General features: G+C 40.5%; 16 protein-coding genes and 2 pseudogenes. 7 read left to right on the top strand and 11 right to left on the bottom strand.

Features of this window, described 5'->3' with window-relative positions:
- Window positions 1–105: 105 nt before the first annotated feature.
- The 3 genes from EIZ39_RS05860 to EIZ39_RS05850 all read right to left on the bottom strand — a co-directional run bounded on the left by EIZ39_RS05860 (window position 106) and on the right by EIZ39_RS05850 (window position 3,554).
- A complete protein-coding gene (locus EIZ39_RS05860; protein ID WP_129199130.1) occupies window positions 106–1,032 on the bottom strand; it encodes an LLM class oxidoreductase in 927 nt (308 codons plus the stop codon).
- 20 nt (window positions 1,033–1,052) lie between these two features.
- Complete coding sequence (gene mnmA, locus EIZ39_RS05855) at window positions 1,053–2,168, bottom strand: tRNA 2-thiouridine(34) synthase MnmA (RefSeq protein ID WP_129198429.1); 1,116 nt, start codon at window positions 2,166–2,168, stop codon at window positions 1,053–1,055.
- 336 nt (window positions 2,169–2,504) lie between these two features.
- Complete coding sequence (locus EIZ39_RS05850; RefSeq protein ID WP_129198427.1) at window positions 2,505–3,554, bottom strand: acyl-CoA dehydrogenase family protein; 1,050 nt, start codon at window positions 3,552–3,554, stop codon at window positions 2,505–2,507.
- Window positions 3,555–3,841: 287 nt separating this feature from the next.
- Between EIZ39_RS05850 and EIZ39_RS05845 the strand changes: the two genes are divergently transcribed.
- From EIZ39_RS05845 to EIZ39_RS05835, 3 genes are read left to right on the top strand one after another with little or no spacing between them, the layout of a single operon-like run.
- Window positions 3,842–5,299: a spore germination protein gene (locus EIZ39_RS05845; protein WP_205668525.1), complete on the top strand. Its 1,458-nt coding sequence runs from the start codon at window positions 3,842–3,844 to the stop codon at window positions 5,297–5,299.
- 4 nt (window positions 5,300–5,303) lie between these two features.
- On the top strand, window positions 5,304–6,419 hold the full coding sequence (locus EIZ39_RS05840; RefSeq protein WP_129198425.1) for a GerAB/ArcD/ProY family transporter: 1,116 nt from the start codon (window positions 5,304–5,306) through the stop codon (window positions 6,417–6,419).
- 2 nt (window positions 6,420–6,421) lie between these two features.
- A complete protein-coding gene (locus tag EIZ39_RS05835) occupies window positions 6,422–7,495 on the top strand; it encodes a Ger(x)C family spore germination protein (RefSeq protein WP_129198423.1) in 1,074 nt (357 codons plus the stop codon).
- A 315-nt stretch (window positions 7,496–7,810) separates the two neighbouring features.
- On the opposite strand, the gene EIZ39_RS05830 is transcribed toward EIZ39_RS05835, so the two are convergent.
- The gene (locus EIZ39_RS05830) at window positions 7,811–7,996 is read right to left on the bottom strand and encodes a hypothetical protein (RefSeq protein WP_129198421.1); all 186 of its coding nucleotides are present in this window, start codon (window positions 7,994–7,996) and stop codon (window positions 7,811–7,813) included.
- Between the two features lie 203 nt (window positions 7,997–8,199).
- On the opposite strand from EIZ39_RS05830, the gene pdxR reads away from it, so the two are divergent.
- On the top strand, window positions 8,200–9,633 hold the full coding sequence (gene pdxR, locus EIZ39_RS05825) for a MocR-like pyridoxine biosynthesis transcription factor PdxR (protein ID WP_129198419.1): 1,434 nt from the start codon (window positions 8,200–8,202) through the stop codon (window positions 9,631–9,633).
- Between the two features lie 190 nt (window positions 9,634–9,823).
- Here the strand turns inward: pdxR and EIZ39_RS05820 are convergent, their stop codons facing one another.
- Together EIZ39_RS05820 and EIZ39_RS05815 are read right to left on the bottom strand one after the other, a co-directional pair.
- Window positions 9,824–10,183 (bottom strand): sodium:solute symporter family transporter, encoded by a 360-nt coding sequence (locus EIZ39_RS05820; protein WP_129198417.1) that lies wholly within the window; start codon window positions 10,181–10,183, stop codon window positions 9,824–9,826.
- Between the two features lie 62 nt (window positions 10,184–10,245).
- Window positions 10,246–11,334, bottom strand: a complete 1,089-nt coding sequence (locus EIZ39_RS05815; protein WP_129198415.1) for an L-dopachrome tautomerase-related protein — start codon at window positions 11,332–11,334, stop codon at window positions 10,246–10,248.
- Window positions 11,335–12,079: 745 nt separating this feature from the next.
- Between EIZ39_RS05815 and EIZ39_RS05805 the strand changes: the two genes are divergently transcribed.
- The 3 genes and pseudogenes from EIZ39_RS05805 (at window position 12,080) to EIZ39_RS05795 (ending at window position 12,977) form a co-directional block, all read left to right on the top strand.
- Window positions 12,080–12,502 carry a DUF4395 domain-containing protein gene (locus EIZ39_RS05805; protein ID WP_205668515.1) on the top strand — a complete coding sequence of 141 codons (423 nt, stop codon included), beginning with the start codon at window positions 12,080–12,082 and terminating at the stop codon, window positions 12,500–12,502.
- Between the two features lie 100 nt (window positions 12,503–12,602).
- Window positions 12,603–12,734: pseudogene (locus EIZ39_RS05800) on the top strand (hypothetical protein); the annotation flags it as partial.
- A 51-nt stretch (window positions 12,735–12,785) separates the two neighbouring features.
- A complete protein-coding gene (locus EIZ39_RS05795) occupies window positions 12,786–12,977 on the top strand; it encodes a hypothetical protein (RefSeq protein WP_129198407.1) in 192 nt (63 codons plus the stop codon).
- Between the two features lie 8 nt (window positions 12,978–12,985).
- Here the strand turns inward: EIZ39_RS05795 and EIZ39_RS05790 are convergent, their stop codons facing one another.
- The 5 genes and pseudogenes from EIZ39_RS05790 to EIZ39_RS05770 all read right to left on the bottom strand — a co-directional run bounded on the left by EIZ39_RS05790 (window position 12,986) and on the right by EIZ39_RS05770 (window position 18,892).
- Window positions 12,986–13,993, bottom strand: coding sequence for an LLM class flavin-dependent oxidoreductase (locus tag EIZ39_RS05790; RefSeq protein ID WP_129198405.1), 1,008 nt, complete (start codon window positions 13,991–13,993; stop codon window positions 12,986–12,988).
- A gap of 244 nt (window positions 13,994–14,237) precedes the next feature.
- A complete protein-coding gene (locus EIZ39_RS05785) occupies window positions 14,238–14,543 on the bottom strand; it encodes a DUF3219 family protein (protein WP_240675715.1) in 306 nt (101 codons plus the stop codon).
- An 83-nt stretch (window positions 14,544–14,626) separates the two neighbouring features.
- Entirely contained in the window at window positions 14,627–14,983 is a 357-nt protein-coding gene (locus tag EIZ39_RS05780) for a Spx/MgsR family RNA polymerase-binding regulatory protein (RefSeq protein ID WP_129198403.1), read from the bottom strand.
- A gap of 1,148 nt (window positions 14,984–16,131) precedes the next feature.
- Window positions 16,132–17,595, bottom strand: a pseudogene (locus EIZ39_RS05775) (TSCPD domain-containing protein); the annotation flags it as partial.
- Between the two features lie 334 nt (window positions 17,596–17,929).
- Window positions 17,930–18,892: an LAGLIDADG family homing endonuclease gene (locus tag EIZ39_RS05770; protein WP_129198401.1), complete on the bottom strand. Its 963-nt coding sequence runs from the start codon at window positions 18,890–18,892 to the stop codon at window positions 17,930–17,932.
- Window positions 18,893–18,939: the final 47 nt, after the last annotated feature.

The following is an 18,939-nucleotide window of genomic DNA, read 5'->3' as shown; positions in this document are numbered from 1 at the left end:
CTCTCTTTGCAGAAAGTTCAGAAAGAAATGAAAGGCAGATATATTCGTCAAAAAAAGAACCCAATAATATTCTGGGTTCTTCTTTTGCATGTGCTATACAGGTGTTCAATCCCTAGTTCTCGTCAGGAAGTGAGGAACGACTTCCTGGCCTAATTCTTCAATTACTTCTTCAGCCGGACGCCGGCCATATTTCAAGTTGATCGCCACGTGATTGACACCGGCCAGTTTGAGCCTTTGCAGGAATTCCATTAGAGGATGGCGACCGATCCGGAACCCAAGATGAATCGGGACAGGAGCCTGATTCGGATCCTCGGTCAGATCCACATACAAAGACTGGCTAAATGGTTTAAATGTATCGGAAAAAGAACGCCAATGCTTGATCATGTCCGACTGGTAATCCAGGTTGCGCGGATAGTACAGCCAACCGTCACTGTTTTCGGCAATCCACTCTGGAGTCTGGGAGCTGTGACCCGTTATCAGTACAGGGATATCAAATAGACTCGGCTTGGGCAATATGTCCCCATTCATCAGCTGGCCATTTTCCTCCCAAGCTTTTTTCATGATCCGTATCGATTCTTGAAACAAGGCGGATCGCTCTGAGGGATCAACGGAAAAGGCCGGAAATTCAATGGGACGATCCCCTGTCGCCACTCCCAGAACCAGGCGCTCGCCCGATAGCTTGTCAATTGAAGCGGCAGCTTTCGCCACGTGAAGAGGATGACGCAAGGTCAAAATAATACTGCCAGTAGCCAAGGCGATATTTTTCGTATGAGCCGCCAAATAGCCCAGATAAACCCATGGATCGAACATTTGACCGACATCCCCAAAACTCGGATCATATAAAGGAACATCACGCACGAACAAGGCCGCAAAATCTAACTCCTCTGCTCTTTTGGCCAATTTCACTTGTTTTTCCATATTCATATAAGGGATACTACCCTGGTAAGATTCCAAGGGAAAGAATAACCCCAGAGTCAATTGATTTTGTTGAAACATTCGTGAATATCCTGTGTGCTTTTCAAAATGTTTCATCATAGCTCCTCCATACACTCTTATGCACTTTCTGCGCTTGCTATAGCGACGGGTTTATGAACCGTGTCTATCGTTGCTCCCCCTAAACAAACTTCTCCCATATAAAACACAGCAGCTTGTCCAGGTGTCACGGCTTTTTGCGGGTTATCGAAAAACACATCCACGGTTTGTTCATCCCGAACAAAAACCGTTACGGATTGATCCGGTTGACGGTATCGGAATTTTGCCGTACAGGTAAAAACGGATCCTGCTTCCGCAGGGGACACCCAATGGACGTCGGTCGCCGTTAACCCATGAGAGAACAAAGCAGGATGGTTGGCTCCTTGTCCAACATACAAAATGTTTTGTTCGACATCTTTATCTACCACAAACCAAGGTTCACCGTCCCCGCCAAGCCCCAGCCCATGTCGCTGGCCTAACGTATAGTACATCAAACCATCATGTCTTCCTTTCAGCTCGCCTGAAAGAGTGCGAATGTCACCAGGGTTGGCAGGCAAATAGGAGCTTAAAAATCCCTTGAAATTTTTCTCGCCAATAAAACAAATGCCCGTGCTATCTTTCTTCTTCGCTGTATATAAGCCTGCTTCGGATGCGATTTTGCGAACTTCTTGTTTGGACAAATGCCCGAGTGGAAACATCGCTTTCGAAAGCTGTTCTTGTCCCAAGGCGTTCAAAAAATAGGACTGGTCTTTCGTGGAATCTACTCCTCGCAGCAGACGGTATTGACCATCCACGTTCTCGATGCGAGCATAATGTCCAGTTGCTACATAGTCTGCTCCGATATCCATCGCTTTCTGCAAAAAATCGCCAAACTTGATTTCGCGATTGCATAATACATCCGGATTCGGAGTTCTTCCTCTCTTATATTCATCCAGAAAATAAGCAAACACTTTATCGTAGTATTGCCTTTCAAAATTCACCGTATAATAGGGAATTCCAATCTGATCTGCTACCCTCCAGACATCTTCATAATCCGATTCCGCGGTACAATGACCATACTCATCGGTATCATCCCAATTTTTCATGAAAAGTCCAATTACATCATAGCCTTGTTCTTTAAGCAACAAAGCCGTAACCGATGAATCAACGCCACCTGACATCCCTACCACAACACGAGTATCTTTTGCTGCTTTCATTAATCCTTATCCTCCCTTCAGTGCATACAAGCTAAAATAATGTAAAAGAAATAATTACAGTTTACATATAATAAAGATACACCTAGGTGTTCTTTTTAGTTCATTTTAATCTGTAACATAAATAGTTACTGTTTATTAGACTACCACAATACTCTTTTCAACATCAAGTACTTTTTTGTATTGATTAAGTAAATATCTATATACTGCCATGGATCTACAAGGTTTAAAGAATTATTATACTGTTTCCTCCTAGTATAACGAAGAGACTGTTCTTAAAGGTCGGTAAACCAACTTTTTGAGAACAGCCGTTAATTCGATCAAAAGGGTTATAAAAAGTTACACTTTAAGCATTTTTCCTAGGTGTTTTACAGTAGGAGTAAGATTCGCCAGAAAATAGGATTCTCGCAATCTCCGGGAAGGATCACTATGCTGAAGATAGGCCGTTCCTCCCTGATGCAGCATGCTTTCATGTACCGCTTTCGAAGTCAAATGAACCATATCTAAACGAGCCTTCAAAACCCTTCTCCATTGGGTTATCGAATCTGAGTCATCCACCAGGGCAAGCGTTTGATCTCGGAGCATCTCTAGTTCAGCTATCAATTCATCCGGTTGAACGTTTAGATATTCATTACAGCCACCTGGTTTGTTACCTGCTTTCTGAATGCACTGAATAGAAGCTTCCGTCACACCCAATCCTAGTGAAATTTGATAGAGGACAAAGGTAGAGCGAATTTTTTGTACATAATCATCCGCATGCTTTGCAATAATCCATTCATTTGGGATGAATACATCCTCAAATAAGCAAGAAAACGTGGCACTCCCATTCAAGGCTAAATACTCCTGCTGTTCTTTTCGTTTTAATCCTTCGCTATGACACGGTACTAAAGCCATGATTCGCTGATCCTTATGGACCGATGCAATGATTCCAAAGCAGTGATCAGGCCCCAAGTTAGACACGGAAGGCAACTGGCCGGAAAGGATATATCCACCTTCCAAACGTGTTGCCTTTAAATGAAGGGACTCGAGTCCAGCATAGTATTTCATCGCATTCGACAATCCGGTCCCCCCAAGCCGTTCTCCGTTTTCAAGTAATGGTAAGACTTCGTTTTTTATATAGGAATTGTCGCAATTCCTCACAAAAGTTAAGGCAGCCAGATGACACCATACATTAAAAGCTGTCGTCATGCAAACTTTTGCAATTCCCTCAACTAATTTTATTTCTCGAAGAACAATTTCTTTTTCCGAAAAGCCCTTAGAGGAAAAAAAACCCAATTTACCAAGCGCCACTAGAAACTCACGAGAATAGAAGCCTTCTGCATCAATCTTTTTAACTATAGGCTTAAGTTGTTCATCTATTAAATCTTCCAGTATCTTTTCCACCATCATGGTCCCCTCCCTTCCATCCTTGAACCAAACCTAGCCAGCTTGTCGATCGTAACACACAGATTATAATGCTTCCTGTAAGCCAATTACCGATCCAATTTATCAAAAAATGACCCATCCAATTCCTCACCGTTTCGTAATCGGCTTGCAAACAAGATGAACGAATATACCGACCAGTATTTAACAAATGGTTTTGGATGAAACTAAGGTGCACGAATCATAATAAAAACAGATTGTTAAATTCTATTAATATATTTAAAAATAAAAACTTTAATTTCATGCGAGGAATGATGATGTTTAATAAGAAGGGGAAGAGCATACGAAAAGAAACAACCGTAACGTTGAATGCCCTGCAGAATAGCTTGGCCAACATGGATGACGCTGAGATCATTGAACACTTAACCAATACAGAGCATCCCGTTACACTGGTTTATTTAAGAACGTTAATTGACCAGGAGAGATTAAATGAATTCCTTCATGAGCCGTTAAGCCAATGTACTTCTGACAAAATAGAGGAATGTATCAAGACCTCTAAAGTCTCCCCTATCACCACATTAGAGGAAGCCCAAATGCAGCTGATGCAAGGATCCATTGTTTTGCATGATTCCAACCGTAACCAGTGGGTGTCCATTCAACTTCAAAATCCGCTGAGCCGCGGTATCCAAACCTCTGGAACGGAAACAGTCATTTATGGGGCAAAGGACAGTTTCAGTGAACAAATCGAAAACAATATTACTTTGATTCGCAGACGATTGCCACTGACAGAACTTAAAGCGGAAACGTTTAATGTGGGGTATTTAAGTAAAACAACGGTTGTCCTGATGTATATTGAGGGATTAACGAATCCCGAATTCATTTCTATCGCCAGAAGAAAATTATCAGAAGTTAATTTCGATCAGTTTCTAGATTCCTCTCAAGTGGCAGCTTTCATGGAAGACCATCATCATAGCGTATTCCCGCAGTTTCTCCAAACCGACCGGCCGGATGCCTGTGCCTATGCGTTAGGAGAGGGTAAAATTATGATGTTAATTAACAATACTCCCTTTGCGTTAATTGCACCCATTACCTTTTTCCATCTTTTTCAATCTCCTGAGGATTATTTTCTGCGTTGGCCAATTGCTAGCTTTTTGCGATTGATAAGATATGGAAGCTTTCTTATCTCATTAATTTTGATACCGCTTTATGTGGCCTTAACGTTTCATCATTACCAGATGATTCCGCTGCAGCTTCTCTATGTTTTATTGGAAACCAGAAGCAAATTGCCTTTTTCCCCCTTTTGGGAAGCCCTCATGATGCTAATTATTCTAGAAATTATCAAAGAAGCCAGTCTGCGAATGCCCACGAAAACAAGTCAGACATTAGGGGTGATCGCCGGTATTGTCATCGGACAAGCAGCCGTTGAAGCCGGCTTTGCCAGCAAGATATTAATTGTTTTAATGGGGATTTCCGCCATCGCCTTCTTTTTAGTTCCGAATTATCTCATGACCAAATCCAACGTGCTGATCCAGTTTGTGTTTCTTCTTCTTGCGTGGGTTCTTGGGATTGTGGGAATCGGCCTTGGAGCTATTGTCGTCCTCGCTCATCTCAATGCGCTAACTTCACTGAAACAGCCATATTTGGCACCTGTGGCTCCATTCTTTTGGAAAGACTGGAATGATCTATTCATCCGCGGTCCCTTAATACGGATGAAGGCTCGACCTGCCTATTTGCGTCCACTACAGAAATGGCGCTACAAAAAAGGGAGATGATCGCGTGACATCCTTATCCTTATTTAATAAAAACACTACCTTTGACGGCATTTATGTAGTATTCATCATTAATCGCATGCAAGTCCTTTACTTTTTGTTAGTCATGCCCGGTCAATTAGTGGATCCCTATATGATCTGGGGAATCTTGGCTATAGGATTATTATCGCAAATCAACTTGTTCATCTTATCTAAATGGTTTGCTTCCCATTTTGCCGAAAAAGGTTTTCAGGGATTTGTAGAGCTTTTTGGGTCACGAATTGTACGTTTTCTTGCTGTACTCGTATTGATTCTCCTATTGATAAAAATATCTACCCTTTTACTGGGAGTAGGTGAAGTGGTATATCAGTATATCTTCCCATCAATGAATTCGAACTGGCTGATTCTTTTCATCTTTTTAGTCTGTTACTATGTAGCCGCTCAAGGAGTGGAAAATACCATACGGTTTGTTATGATTGCATTTTTCAGTACGATTTGGATGCTTATCCTTTTTTCTCCTTTTTTCTTTCCATCGACAGCTTCTCTTCATAATCTGTATCCATTAATACCAACGGAGTGGTCGAATCATTCTTGGAAGGGGCTATTGTTTATTTGGTCAGCTTTTTCAGGTCCAGAATTTCTAGTATTTTTGGCTCCTTGGCTAAAACCGCAGCAAAGGATGCTAAAATACTTTTCCATTGCGAATGCCATCTCGGTACTGGAATATTTGCTTATTTTTATTGCTGCGTTATTCTTCTTTGGCTCTGCTTACTTGAACAAAACCAAGTTTCCGGCGGTTGATATGATCCGCTACCTGCAATCACCGGCTTTTGAACGGATTGATATCATTTTGATCGCCATTCATTTGTTTATTCTAGTATTTGTGATTTCATTCTACATGTTGTTTTTTTATTACACTGGCCGAATCGTCCTAGGAACACGGGATAAACAAGCAACTCGCTTCGGCTTCACGACTAGTTGGCTAGTGATGGTTGTCACGGCTATCGTAGTGAACGAGGGCTTATGGAAATCCGGTGAAGAGCAAAACCTGTTTCTGAACCTCGAAATTTGGTCACGCGCTTTCACCTACCTTGTGGTGCCGGCATTCCTTCTAGGATCCACCAAACTGAAGGAGCGTTTTTAAGCATGATAAAACGGATATTTTGGGTTGGCGCGTTAATCAGCATCATATGGATGACCGGATGCTCCCCTTTTGTCGAGAACAATACGATCGAAGAAATCGCTCCCGTCATTTTCTGGTCCATACGAGAAGGTAAAGAGGGGAAGCTAGAAATCAGTACACTGGCGCCCCCTCTTATTAAAGAACAAAAGCGTCTTCTGACCCGAGAAGTAACTTTATTGAAGGAGAGCGGAAAGGAATTTAACTTAATCTATTACCGAGAACTGAAATCTGGACAACTGAGAATGCTGTTTATTGAAGAAAATCTTGCTAAAAAAGGAATCTCCCCTATCATTAACACCATACTGACAGATCCTGATATTTCTCAACGACTTTTTCTTGTGATCGTGAAAGGAAATGTTGAGGATTACATTAAAAGTCAACTAGATAAACAACCAGACTTAGATTATTTCCTATACCGCATGTTGAGGCATTATGAAAAAGAAGGAGAAATCACGGCTATTAATCTTCATCAGTACAAGGAGATGCTGTATGCGCCTTATGCCGATCCCATCCTGCCTGTTTTCAAAGTAAACAGCCATAATTTCACCTATGACGGAACTGCGTTATTCCAGAACGATCGTTTCATTACATCCATCCTGCACATGGATGATAATATATTCCAACTGATTAGCAACAACCACTTCCTGAAAATTCTTCCCATTCCGTCCCTATCGGTCTCTCTAGGCAAAGTTCGATCCAAGGTTCACATGGAGTTGAATCAGGACAATTCTGCGCTTAATATCGAGGTCCAGCTCAATGGCAGAATTGAGGAATATCGGGGGGATAGGAATATCCTTCAGCGTGATCCATTAGCGGATCTCAATAATGATATAGAATCCTATCTCGAAACTCAAACGACAGCATTAATAAAGAATTTACAGAAACAGAAAATGGATCCATTGCAAATCGGTACTCTAACCCTTTCTCCCTTTTCCAAGCCTATCAGTGAAGAAGAATGGTTACGCCAATGGGAACACATGAAGATCCACGTGGACTATCAAGTACATATTCAGCCATTGACCAATGTGATGGAGTAATCAACACTAAAAGGGAGTATGGCTTACCTGTGCTATCCACTAAGGCAAACCTTTAATTCTGGTCATGCGTGGCCAGATGTTCCCGGAATGATGAAAGATTTCATCAAAAAACTGAACGATTAAACCATTTTAGAAGGCAATATGACAAAGCGCTACGCTGGAATGGAAGAAGCCCAATCCAATAAAGGGATTGGGCTTCGTTATTAGGTCATCGATAATCTGATGCAGCATGCATGCGTGTATGTGGGATTTGGTAGAGAACGAAGATGGGGCTGATATTACCCGATGTATCCTAATGTGATTAACCTATTTTATCTATAAATATATATAAAGAATGAATCCAAATAACATGATCAAAGTCACAATCCCATAAATAATACTTAAGTTTCTGACTCTTCGATTCACCGTTCCATAATTTTTATCTTTTGGATTTTTAGCTACTTGCAGCGTCCCTATCAACGCTAGAAGGCAACCTAGAATGATAACGATCGTATATAGCATTGTTTTATCCTCCAATATTAAAGTACAAACTGATTATAATGCTTCCTATAAACGAATAACCGATCCAATTCATCTAAAAATGACCCATCCAATTTCCGTATCGTTACGAATCACTTGACAACGAACTAGATAAACCTTTTAATGATAAGGTTGGTTGACTGTTTTTTTACCTAAAATCTCAATCAAAATATATGGTGAATGCAATGGAATGGAAACCAGACAAACAGGGAGATATCCCTATATACAAACAAATAGCCGACTATATTCAAAGAAGAATCGCTTATGGAGAATATCCGCCAGGCAGCAGCTTGCCTTCCGAAAGATCTTTGGCGAAAAGCTTCGATGTAAACAGAGGCACCATTATTGCCGCCTACGATGAGCTCTATTCTAATGGCATGGTAGAACGGATCAAGGGAAGCGGCACGAAAGTCAGCAGTGACGTATGGGGACTCACCCGTACCCGCATCCCAAATTGGGATCTTTATGTTGAACGAGGATCTTTTCTGCCTAACCTCCCTATGTATCAGCACATTCATGAGGAAGTACACGAAAGAAATTTGATCAACTTCGCAAGCGGCGAATTGGCGCATGACTTGATGCCTTATGATAATTTCCGCGAAATTCTTCGCGATCATCAATTTCGGCAATCCCTAGGGTACGAACATCCTCAAGGAAACCTTGACCTTCGTAACACAATTGCTAGACATTTAAAACAGTATAAAAACATTGAATGCACAAGCCAGTCCATCTTAGTTACTTCCGGGGCCCAACAAGCTCTTCACCTTTTAATTCAATGCTTACTGAATCCAGGTGATGCCGTGGCCTATGAGGATCCATCTTATGCTCACTCATTGCCTACATTCCGATCAGCGGGTCTTAAAACCTTCAAGTTACCAATACGTAAGCAAGGCATCAATCCTGAAGATATTATTCATTTTTATAAGAAGCACAAGATTAAAATGATTTTTCTCAACCCCATTTTTCAAAATCCGACGGGAACACTTCTTTCGGTGGAAAGTCGAAAAAGAGTTCTAGATATCGCTGCGGAATTTGGGATAGCGGTGATCGAGGATGATCCTTACAGTTTAATTTCCTTTTCGGAACAGACGAACACGACTACACTCAAATCTATGGACAAAAACGGAACCGTGCTCTATGTTAGCTCCCTCTCCAAATTGGTTGCATCAGGACTTCGAATTGGATGGATCGTGGGACCGCAAAATGTAATCCATCGCCTTTCCGATGCCAAGCAACAAATTGATTTTGGACATAGTATCCTTCCGCAATGGCTAGCCAATGAATTTTTACAATCGGACTCCTTTGAAACCCATCTGCATCATGTAAAACAGAAACTTCACGAAAAAAGAAATATCATGGTTTCCGCCTTACAGGAGGAACTGCCCGATCACCTCACGTTTCAGATACCAGAAGGAGGAATCCATCTTTGGTGCAAACTAGCAAATAAGGTTAACGAATATCGATTGCTCGAAGAGTCGTTGAGAAATGGGGTTATATTTGTCCCAGGCAGCTTGCTCGGTTCCCCAACCGGTCATATCCGACTTACCTATGGCCGAGCAGAGACCGAATCCATTCCGGAAGGAATTGTACGATTAAGGCAAGCAGTACTTAAACTTTAAAACGCACCCAGCTTATCCTTCCGCACATGCAACAACAGGTTGGCAAAAAGCACCGTTCTCTCTTATTTATTCCTAACTAAAACGAAACTCTTTATGCAAATGTAAATAGAGAAAAAGGCAACTGAAGTGACAGTTGCCTTTTTAGGTCTATTTTTTAGGTTATAATGACACGCCTTATATTCTTAAATCCTTATTTGATGCTATTGAGTAATTCTTCGGCGTTCTTTGGCTTTTCCGTGAATAAACTGACAACAACAGTTACTAACAAAGCAACAAGGAATCCAGGAACGGCTTCATAAGTAATACCGAATAGAATTTTTCCCATTAATGCTTTTACATCAGGCAAGAAGGTAAAGGTCCACTCAGGTTGTTTTTTGACAAGAATAACCGTAACTAATCCTGTTATCATTCCAAACAGTACTCCGGCCTTACTGACACCTTTCCAATAGAGGGTAAGCAATAGAGCCGGTCCAAAACAGGCCCCTAATCCTCCGAAAGCAAACAGCACCATCCAAAACACGAATTCCTTAGCAGAGAAGGCAAGCCAAATCGATAAGAGCGCAGACTCTTACCCTAAGAGGTATCCCTGAAGTGGGAATCCACTATTTTTCCTTATGAAAAGGTTGGAGCAGGCAATTCATCAATTTTCATACGAAGTAAAGTATACGGTTTTTGGCGTAGGTCTTTTCCATAATGAAATCTTGGTTGGCGATGTAATTGGTTCACAATGACATATAAGTATTGATCAGGACCAATCGAAAACGTATCCGGCCATAAAATTCTCGGATCATGTGCGATCGTTCCCATTGTGCCATTCGGCAATATCTTTCGAATACTGTTGTTTTCATAGTCTCCAGCATAAACGGTTCCTTTTGCATCGGTGATCATTCCATCAGACGCACCTTTTTCTCCCCAATACACCACATGATGAGGTAAATCCATATCCGGTATGGTTCTGTCTCTTAGGGCTTCGGTTGAGATCGAGAAGAGATGACGGCTGGTTAGTGGACAAAAAAATAAAATCTTTCCATCAGGGGAAATCGCTATACCATCAGACGCCAGTCTAAAGGGCGAAGCCCCGCCATCAAGGTTGCGATTCATCAAAATTTCACCTTCTACTTTTGGTAGCATATAGGGATCGGGGGAAGTTGAAGTTGCTCCATTTAACCGTCTAAACGCATTTCCATTTTCTAAATCTACGACAATAATAGCTCCTGGTCCTCTAGAAGAAGAATCCGTTATATAAGCATAACCTGCTTTACCCACACGAAAATCAAATCGGACATCATTCAGATAAGTTGTTGGCAGGACAACATCTTCTGTAAAGGTATATACTTTTCTTATCATATTTGTTTTTAGATCAACAGCGACTAATTTTGCCCCCCCTTTAATAGGTTCAGAGAAATGGGGTGCCGCTGTATCTAATACCCAAAGGGTTCCCATTCCATCAGCAACTACACTTTGGACACTGATGAAAGACATCGTGATATTTCCTGGGTTTACCATATTGGTTTCTAGACTAGGATAAGGTCGCAATTTATTTTCAACAATTTCCGCTACCGTAAATTTAACATCGTCTCCCCATTTCGGGAAACAAATGAAAATGCGCCCGGTTTCTGAAACACTAACACCTGTTGGCATAGCCCCATAGAATGAATAAACGAGTTCAAACTTACCGAAATATTTTTCCATAGGTAACATAGGTTTCTAAATATCCTCCTCAACAAATTCGAAAGTATATCACCTATATATGACTAATCTTTTTTCTAGTGCCTGGTTCTTAATGAGTTTTTCTTTTCTATTAATTGGGGACAGACCCCTAGCTGATGGAGAATCCCCTAAGCAATATGAATGATCACAACTTGGAACCGACCATCGGACCGGTCTACCAAAAACACCCTGGCGGTCTCCGATTGCTTTGCCACCCCTGTGAGCTGGTCGCCGGACGGAAACCGCTTAGCTTACTTGTCCGGATGCGGGAACTTAGAAAGAGCGAGTCAAATATGGGTTGTCGATCGTGGAAACCTCGTACCATAAAAAATCATCTTTAACATTATTGTTCTACGTATTAATAGTGCGAATACTAGAATTAGACAAAGAACAGCATTCGATCGTTTTTGCTGTGATTTTTGTCACACCATTCCATCATTTGCTTGATCTTCATAGCCCTTCCGTTTAAAAACCACCCAAAAAAGCCGAATGACTGATCTTAGCCACTGGACAGTAACATTTTCTTTCCCTTACACATGGGACTTGCCAGGAAGCGCATATCAAGTCTTTATAGGCTAGAATATAGATACAACTCCAAAATAGAACTCCAAACGATACTGATGCCGCAATTGCAAATAATGAACTAGAATGGTTCTTAACATATCCTCTCTTGTGAAGAAAGGCTAAATTTGTGTTAAAATCTATTTAACTTATTTAAGTAAGGGGGGAAATAAAGTTGGAAAAGCCTCTTTCTATTCCACGACCACTCGTACGTACGAATCAATGGGTAATCGTTCTTTGTGTAGTCATGACCTGGTTAACGAATCAGAGTTGGTTTCTGCTGATTCCACTTGCCGCTGGCATTTCTGGCCTTATTTTTGGATTTAATCCGATTATGCGGGTAGCTAAACTGTTTTTAAAAAAGCATCCTTCTGAATATATTCCAGAAGAATGGGAACAACAGCAATTTAACCAAAAGATCGCTGTTCTCTGTTTGCTATTAGGGTGGCTTGGTTACTTAGCCGATTGGACGTTGTTGGCGTATGGATTTACAATTATGGTAGCCCTAGCTGCTTTCATTGCGATCCTTGGCTTTTGTATCGGTTGTTATGTACGCTTTCAGTGGCTCATGTATCGAAATCGGAAACGACAAGCCTAACTTTAAACCGCCTGAACATAGACAAATGCCTATTTGACTTGGGGAATGGTTCCCTCCTATGCAATTGCGTTCAAACACGGACCACGTCCGAAGAGAACTCGGAAAACGTGGCCAGCTTTTGTTCCTTATTTTCTTTACCGCTACACTGATTCTAATCGTTGGGGTATTTATCATCCTAGTAGGCAATACTTTTGCCGCTGTACCTGAAGCAGCAACCGCTTCATCTTGTTTTTAGCTTTAGCCATTCTCCCTGCTCCTATCGAGCGTTATCGGATCGCTCGCCGTGTTCGGTTACATGGGAGCAACCCTTCAGAATATTGCAGCTCCGTTTGCAGCAGTGATCGCTTTTATTCTCACGAACGTCCTGGCTGTTGCAACAAAAGGCAAGTATTATGGCTGGAAAAGCCCTTTTTCTTTACAAAAAGGAAAGAATGGGGTTTGGAGACCTCTGGTTATGTCTTTTCAGAGTATATAGGTTATACATCACCTAGGATTTCCCCATAACTCTTTTGCGATAAGCTCATAGGAACGAAGACGATCTTCAAAGCGATGGGTAATCGTTACAATCATGATTTCGTCGGCTTGGTACAGGGTCTGGATTTGACTCAGTTGGTCTTTGACTTCCCGCGGATTGCCGATCACCATCAGCTTTCGCATGTCCTTCAGTTGTTCTTTCTCGCCGTTCCGACCAAGATATTGTTTGGCTTCTTCAATGGAAGGGATCCCTGTCTTCCCTTCCCCTTTGGCCATCTGCATCTTCCACGTCAGTTCGCTTAAAGCCAATTCTTCAGCACTTTCCGTTGTATCGGCACAAATGGCCGAAACAGCCACGATGGTTATTGGTTGCTGTAACCTGTTTGTTGCTTTGAAATTTTCGATATATGTTTTCATGATTAAGCTTCCGTCTTTTTCGCTCATGAATTGACCAAAGGCATAGGCGATTCCATACTCTGCTGCCAATATGGCGCTCTTTTCACTTGTTCCAAGAAGCCACACCTCAGGGGGGATCGGAGGAAGAGGAGATGCAGAAATTTTTGAAAATAGGTGATCGGAAGGAAAATCCTCATGAATGAAATGAAGGAGATCTTTTAGAGATTCAGGCAGTTTACGAACTTGCTCCAAAAAGTTGTCAGAAAGAGCCATGCTGGCTTCAGCCGATCCTCCTGGTGCTCGGCCTATTCCGATATCCACGCGCCCCGGAAATAGGTTGGCCAGCAGGTTATAGGTTTCAGCTATTTTATAAGGCTTATGGTTCGGCAGCAGAACGGCTCCAGATCCCAGTCGAATGTGTTTTGTATTAGCTCCAACATAGCCTAGCATTACCTCCGGGGATGAACAAGCAAGTCCAGGAATATCATGATGCTCAGCGATCCAATAGCGAGTATATCCTAATTGTTCGCCGAGTTGGGCCAAATTCATTGATTCGTATAAAGCTTGCCGAGCGGTCGATCCAGAAGAAATCGGGGATTGGTCTAAAATACTGAGTTTCAATTCATTCGCCTCCTAGCACTCGTTTACTGAAAGAATTATAAAGGATTCCTTGGCTGGCCCCAAGCCTGTGCGCAGAAATTCCATTTGACGTTTTATGTCAACTGAGTTGTGCGGCAGTCTCCAATCTTGATGTCAAGGTAGGAGACCCTAGTTGCCCTTATATCTAAATAGATACCATCAAATTTATAAATTCTGATAGACCGAAAAAGAGTCCCTGAATCCGGGGACTCTTCGATTGCCTAACTTACCTCATCTCCATAAGCTCTAATTTGAATATACCCACTTCATCTTCCTTATACAGGTTTGTGATTGAAGTCGAGTAATTCGCGATCGTTCCTCTGAATTCGAGCTTGGTCAGAGGAACCTTCACGTTAAAATTTTGCTCATATAATAATGTAGTGACCTTATGGTACTCTTCGCTTGTGACTTTAAACTCAATAGCTATATGATGCAATTCCTTTTTAGAAATCGGGTCGCAAATCACATTTTCTCGATAGTCAGTAACCTTTAATTTAACTTCATCTAAAAATACTTCCGTAACTATTTTCATTCATCCCCTTTCAAACATAGATATAGATTATTACTCCACTCACGGTCAGTCCCTTATCACATGGTAAGGTGCAGAGCATTTTTTTATGCAGATAGGTCTTCTAAAGCTTCCCGGTTTAATCCAATAATGAGTTTCTCTCCATCCATAAGAAGTGGCCTGCGTAGGAGTTTAGGCTCTTCGCTAAGTAAATGGAGTGCCTCGAAGAATCTCAATTCCTCTATATCCACGTTTAAGTTTTTAAAAGTTTGGCTGCGCTTGGATAAAATTTCATCAATCCCATTTGTGGTCAATTTCAACATTTCTAACAATTCTACTTCCGTTGGCGGATCACGAAATAGATGGCGTTCTACAAATGATACCCCTTTTTCTTTTAAAATGGCTTTTACTTTCCGGCAAGAGGTATCACTAGGATTAGTAAATAACGTCAATTGTTCTAACATTATTAAGTCTCCTTTATATATAAAGTATTCCCCAACAAAACAACCGTGGAGTCACTTGTCAATATTTTTGTTTACGGTTGATGATAGAGTTAATCTTTCCAACTGAACTGCTCCCCGCTTTTGTCAATTACTATTTATATTCTTTCAAAAGTCGCCTCTACTTATTGTTATAAATATTATTACAGTTAGATTAAAGTCTATAAAGACATTGTTCAAAAGCCCTTCTAAAGCATCTACTTTATCCATTTTCTAAGAGGAATACAATACTGTAATTATAATTCTTACAGTTATTGCGGTCAATACACCAGTTACCATCAATACTTGTTCTTTTTCGATGTCGCTTATTATCCTATCAAGAAGAGTGTTTCTATTTATTTCTATCTTCTCCCCATGAAAGTTTATAGATGTTTTAATGTCATCTAAATAGACTCGGCATGTTTTTTTCCGATAAGAGTTCAATAATACCCTTTTCAAAACTAAAGAAATGTGTTGTGTTAGTACATCATTTCACAATCTTTTATATAAATTTAACACGACACTTCATAAAAAATCACCTATATTAAGAAGTTCTATTTAAAGACTAGAGCTGTTTCTTACAAGAATTATAAAAACAAAGGCTTCCCATCATTTGATACCTTATGGGTGATTACATTTCACTTATTAGGAGCATGTCAGCCTAATTTATTCAGTTAGAATTATGGAAAAGGAATTCCTACTCTGGAGATTTTCTTTTCAATTTTTTTGCCAAAGAGAAAATCTCATTTACCTATGGTACGGTTCCCCTTATAGAAACGATAAAGTTTTTACAATCATACACAACGGCATTGTGTATGATTAATAACATGTGTTGTTAATTTTCGTTATTCTGTATAATTGAAAATAAATTATTTACGTCCTTAGGAAAGAAATTTTCTCAAACTATATGACAATATTTATCCCAAAATAAAAGGCACCTAGAGCCTATAATATACCTCTAGATGCCTTTATTTTATCGTTGGTGTGGTTGTCTCAAACTATATGAATTTTAATCTTGACACATCAGGCTTTGTTTAAGTTCTTTGTCTCAAACTATCTGACGTGTATCTCAAACTTGGTGACGATTTACTCGATTTACAACAATAAACAAATCTATATTCTATTAAAACCTACTACCCACAACGACTATACCCGCAGTTGGTACAACTCTTGCAACCTTCACTGTTTACTAGAGATGCGGCTCCGCATGACGGGCAAATATCTTTTACTCCGAAATCAAAATGATCATCATGGATATCTTTTTCTTCGATCACTGGGGCTTCCGTAGCTGCGATCAAACCATTGGTATCTGGTCCATCCAAGTGCAATTCCATAGCTTTTGCTACAGCATCGGCAACGGATTCAACGCGGTTAGGTCCAAATCCAACAGCTCCCGTTCCACCGATCCCCTTTAAGTGCTTGATCAATAAACGAGCTTTATTACCGTCTGGAAGCTCTCCAAATCGTAAGAATAGGGTAGCTACGCGTCCAAGGGCCTCGGACATGGCAAAGACATCTGAACCTGCTTTTCCTACGTTTACGATAACCTCAAATGGTGCATGATTGGAATCATTAATCGTAATATACGCCTTTCCTAAAGGTGTATTCATCTTGTACGTTGCACCTTGTAGGATTTGAGGTCTGCGCTGGTATTCTTTTTCCTTCTCCGTTAATGGCTTTACTTTCACTTCTGCAACTTGTTTCTTCTCTTCAGGTTTATCCTTCTTCTCCGTAGATAGAACCTGTACATCACGACTTCCGTCACGATAAATCGTTACTCCCTTACATCCTAGTTCAAATGCAAGTTCATAGAGTCTCTTCGTGTCTTCTACCGTAAAGTCATTCGGAGCATTTGCTGTTTTAGAAATGGAGCTGTCTACCCAACGCTGAATAACCGCTTGTACGCGAACATGATCTTCAGCAGATAGATCTTGTGCCGTAACGAAATAGAATGGTAACTCTTGACCCGGGTTTTCATTGACCCAGTTTTGAGCGATAGGAACATATTGCTTGTCCATGCCAAGACGACTTTGGCGGAAGTATTCGAATGCAAAGTAAGGTTCTATCCCCGTACTTGTGCCAACCATGGTTCCTGTTGAACCAGTAGGAGCCTGGGTGATCACTGTTACATTACGAATTCCCTTCTCTTGGATCGCAACACCAACTTCAGGATAAGTAGAAGCCAAGTTTTTCATAAATCCGCTTTGTAAGAATTTCTCTGCTTCAAAGGCTTGGAAGGATCCTTTTTCAGATGCAATTTCTGCAGATGCAAGGTAGGATTCACGAGCCATAAATCCATAGAGTTTATCTAAGAATTCAAGAGATTCGGGACTGCCATAACGGATATTAAGTTTAATTAACAATTCAGCCAGACCCATACTGCCTAAGCCTACACGACGTTCTCTTTGTTGATTCTCTTTATTTTCTTCAAAATGATATGGTGTCGTATCGATAACATTGTCTAGGAAACGAACAGAATAGTTTACACATTGCGCTAGTTCATCCCACGCCACATCATGATTTTCTTCATCGTAGAATTTTGATAGATTAATAGCAGAAAGATTGCAGACACCCCATCCTGGGAGGCCTTGTTCTCCACCTTTATACGTTAAAGCGTTAGTGTGCTAAACCAACCCTCCTGTGTTATTCACAGCTGTATCTTTCAATACAGAACAGACCATATCATAACGGCATTCGTTTACCGTCCCTCCCACTTCGGCTACCCATTAAGCACTTGGTAACCTACTCTACTCCCTTATAAAAAGATTTTAATCTTTTTACGGTTTCGATGGTCGTTGAACGTTCACCATAGGAATTACTTCCCTTAGGCGCTTCGCTGCTGATTATCCAATTCATATGATTTTCGAACCATCACGCTCACCGTTTCCAATCACGTTGTGGTTCATATGACTCTAAGGAACTTCCAGCAATTCAAGAGGTTTTACATCCACTATGGTTTTTGTTTAAATCATTTTTTTTTCGCTCCAAATATATATATGCATTCTCATACATGAACCGCGATATGCTTACTGATGCCTTAGAACCAAACACCAGTTCAGCATATGTACCCTTCCTATTCTGAAAATATCCATCCTTTTCGGCTACAATTCCGTATTTAAAAAACTTCGTTTTTAAAGATTGAAGAAAGAAGATATTCCCACAAAACCCCAATTTTTTTCGGGTGGAAATTACATACCCATCTCCGTCAAAATAGCCACGTATAAAGTGCCTTAGCAAGGAATCATCTAACCATTCAGGCAAGCGAATCTTATCAGATTTTTTTCCACTTGGAATGTATTTTTCTAATGCTCTAACAAGTTCGGTTGAATTCACCTCTAGTAAAGAAGAGTCAGAACCCTTTATAAAATTCGTATCCTCTTTCTTATCTACAGGATTACCGGTAAACTCTATCGCTTGAGAAAACCTAATAAGATGTCCTTTATCTTCAGTTGCGAGCTTAATCGTTAATCGATTTCTATTCAAGTGACCGTCTGCAAAAATGAAGCCAAGCCAATAGGCTTTTTCTTCGCTATCAACTATATTGAAGTAATTCACATTTAAAGAGTATTTAACTCTTCTAGATTTACTTCGATTTATTTCTTTAATAGTACATACAACGGACAGTTCATCTCTAACAAATTCTAATAATCGACTAACGGGAAGATTAAGCTCTCTGGCAATACGCTTGGCACCATATCTTTTTTCTCGCAATTTTTTAATTAACTCGATCTGCTCTTTTGAAAAAGTAACGTTTCTTCTTCTTTTATATAATCCTTCTTTTTCCAAGTTATACAGTAACGTAGTTAGTGGAATTTGTAGTTGTTTTGCAATCTTTGATGGACTATTCCCTTCTAGAAAAAGCTGTTTCGCGATGTCATACTTATCCAGATTCATCTTAATTTTAAGTCACCTCAAAATTAATATTAGATCCATTTGTATGA

Source organism: Ammoniphilus sp. CFH 90114, from assembly GCF_004123195.1.
Lineage (GTDB): Bacteria > Bacillota > Bacilli > Aneurinibacillales > RAOX-1 > YIM-78166.
The sequence above is the reverse complement of the archived record's forward strand: the minus strand, read 5'-3'. Positions and strand labels throughout refer to the sequence as shown.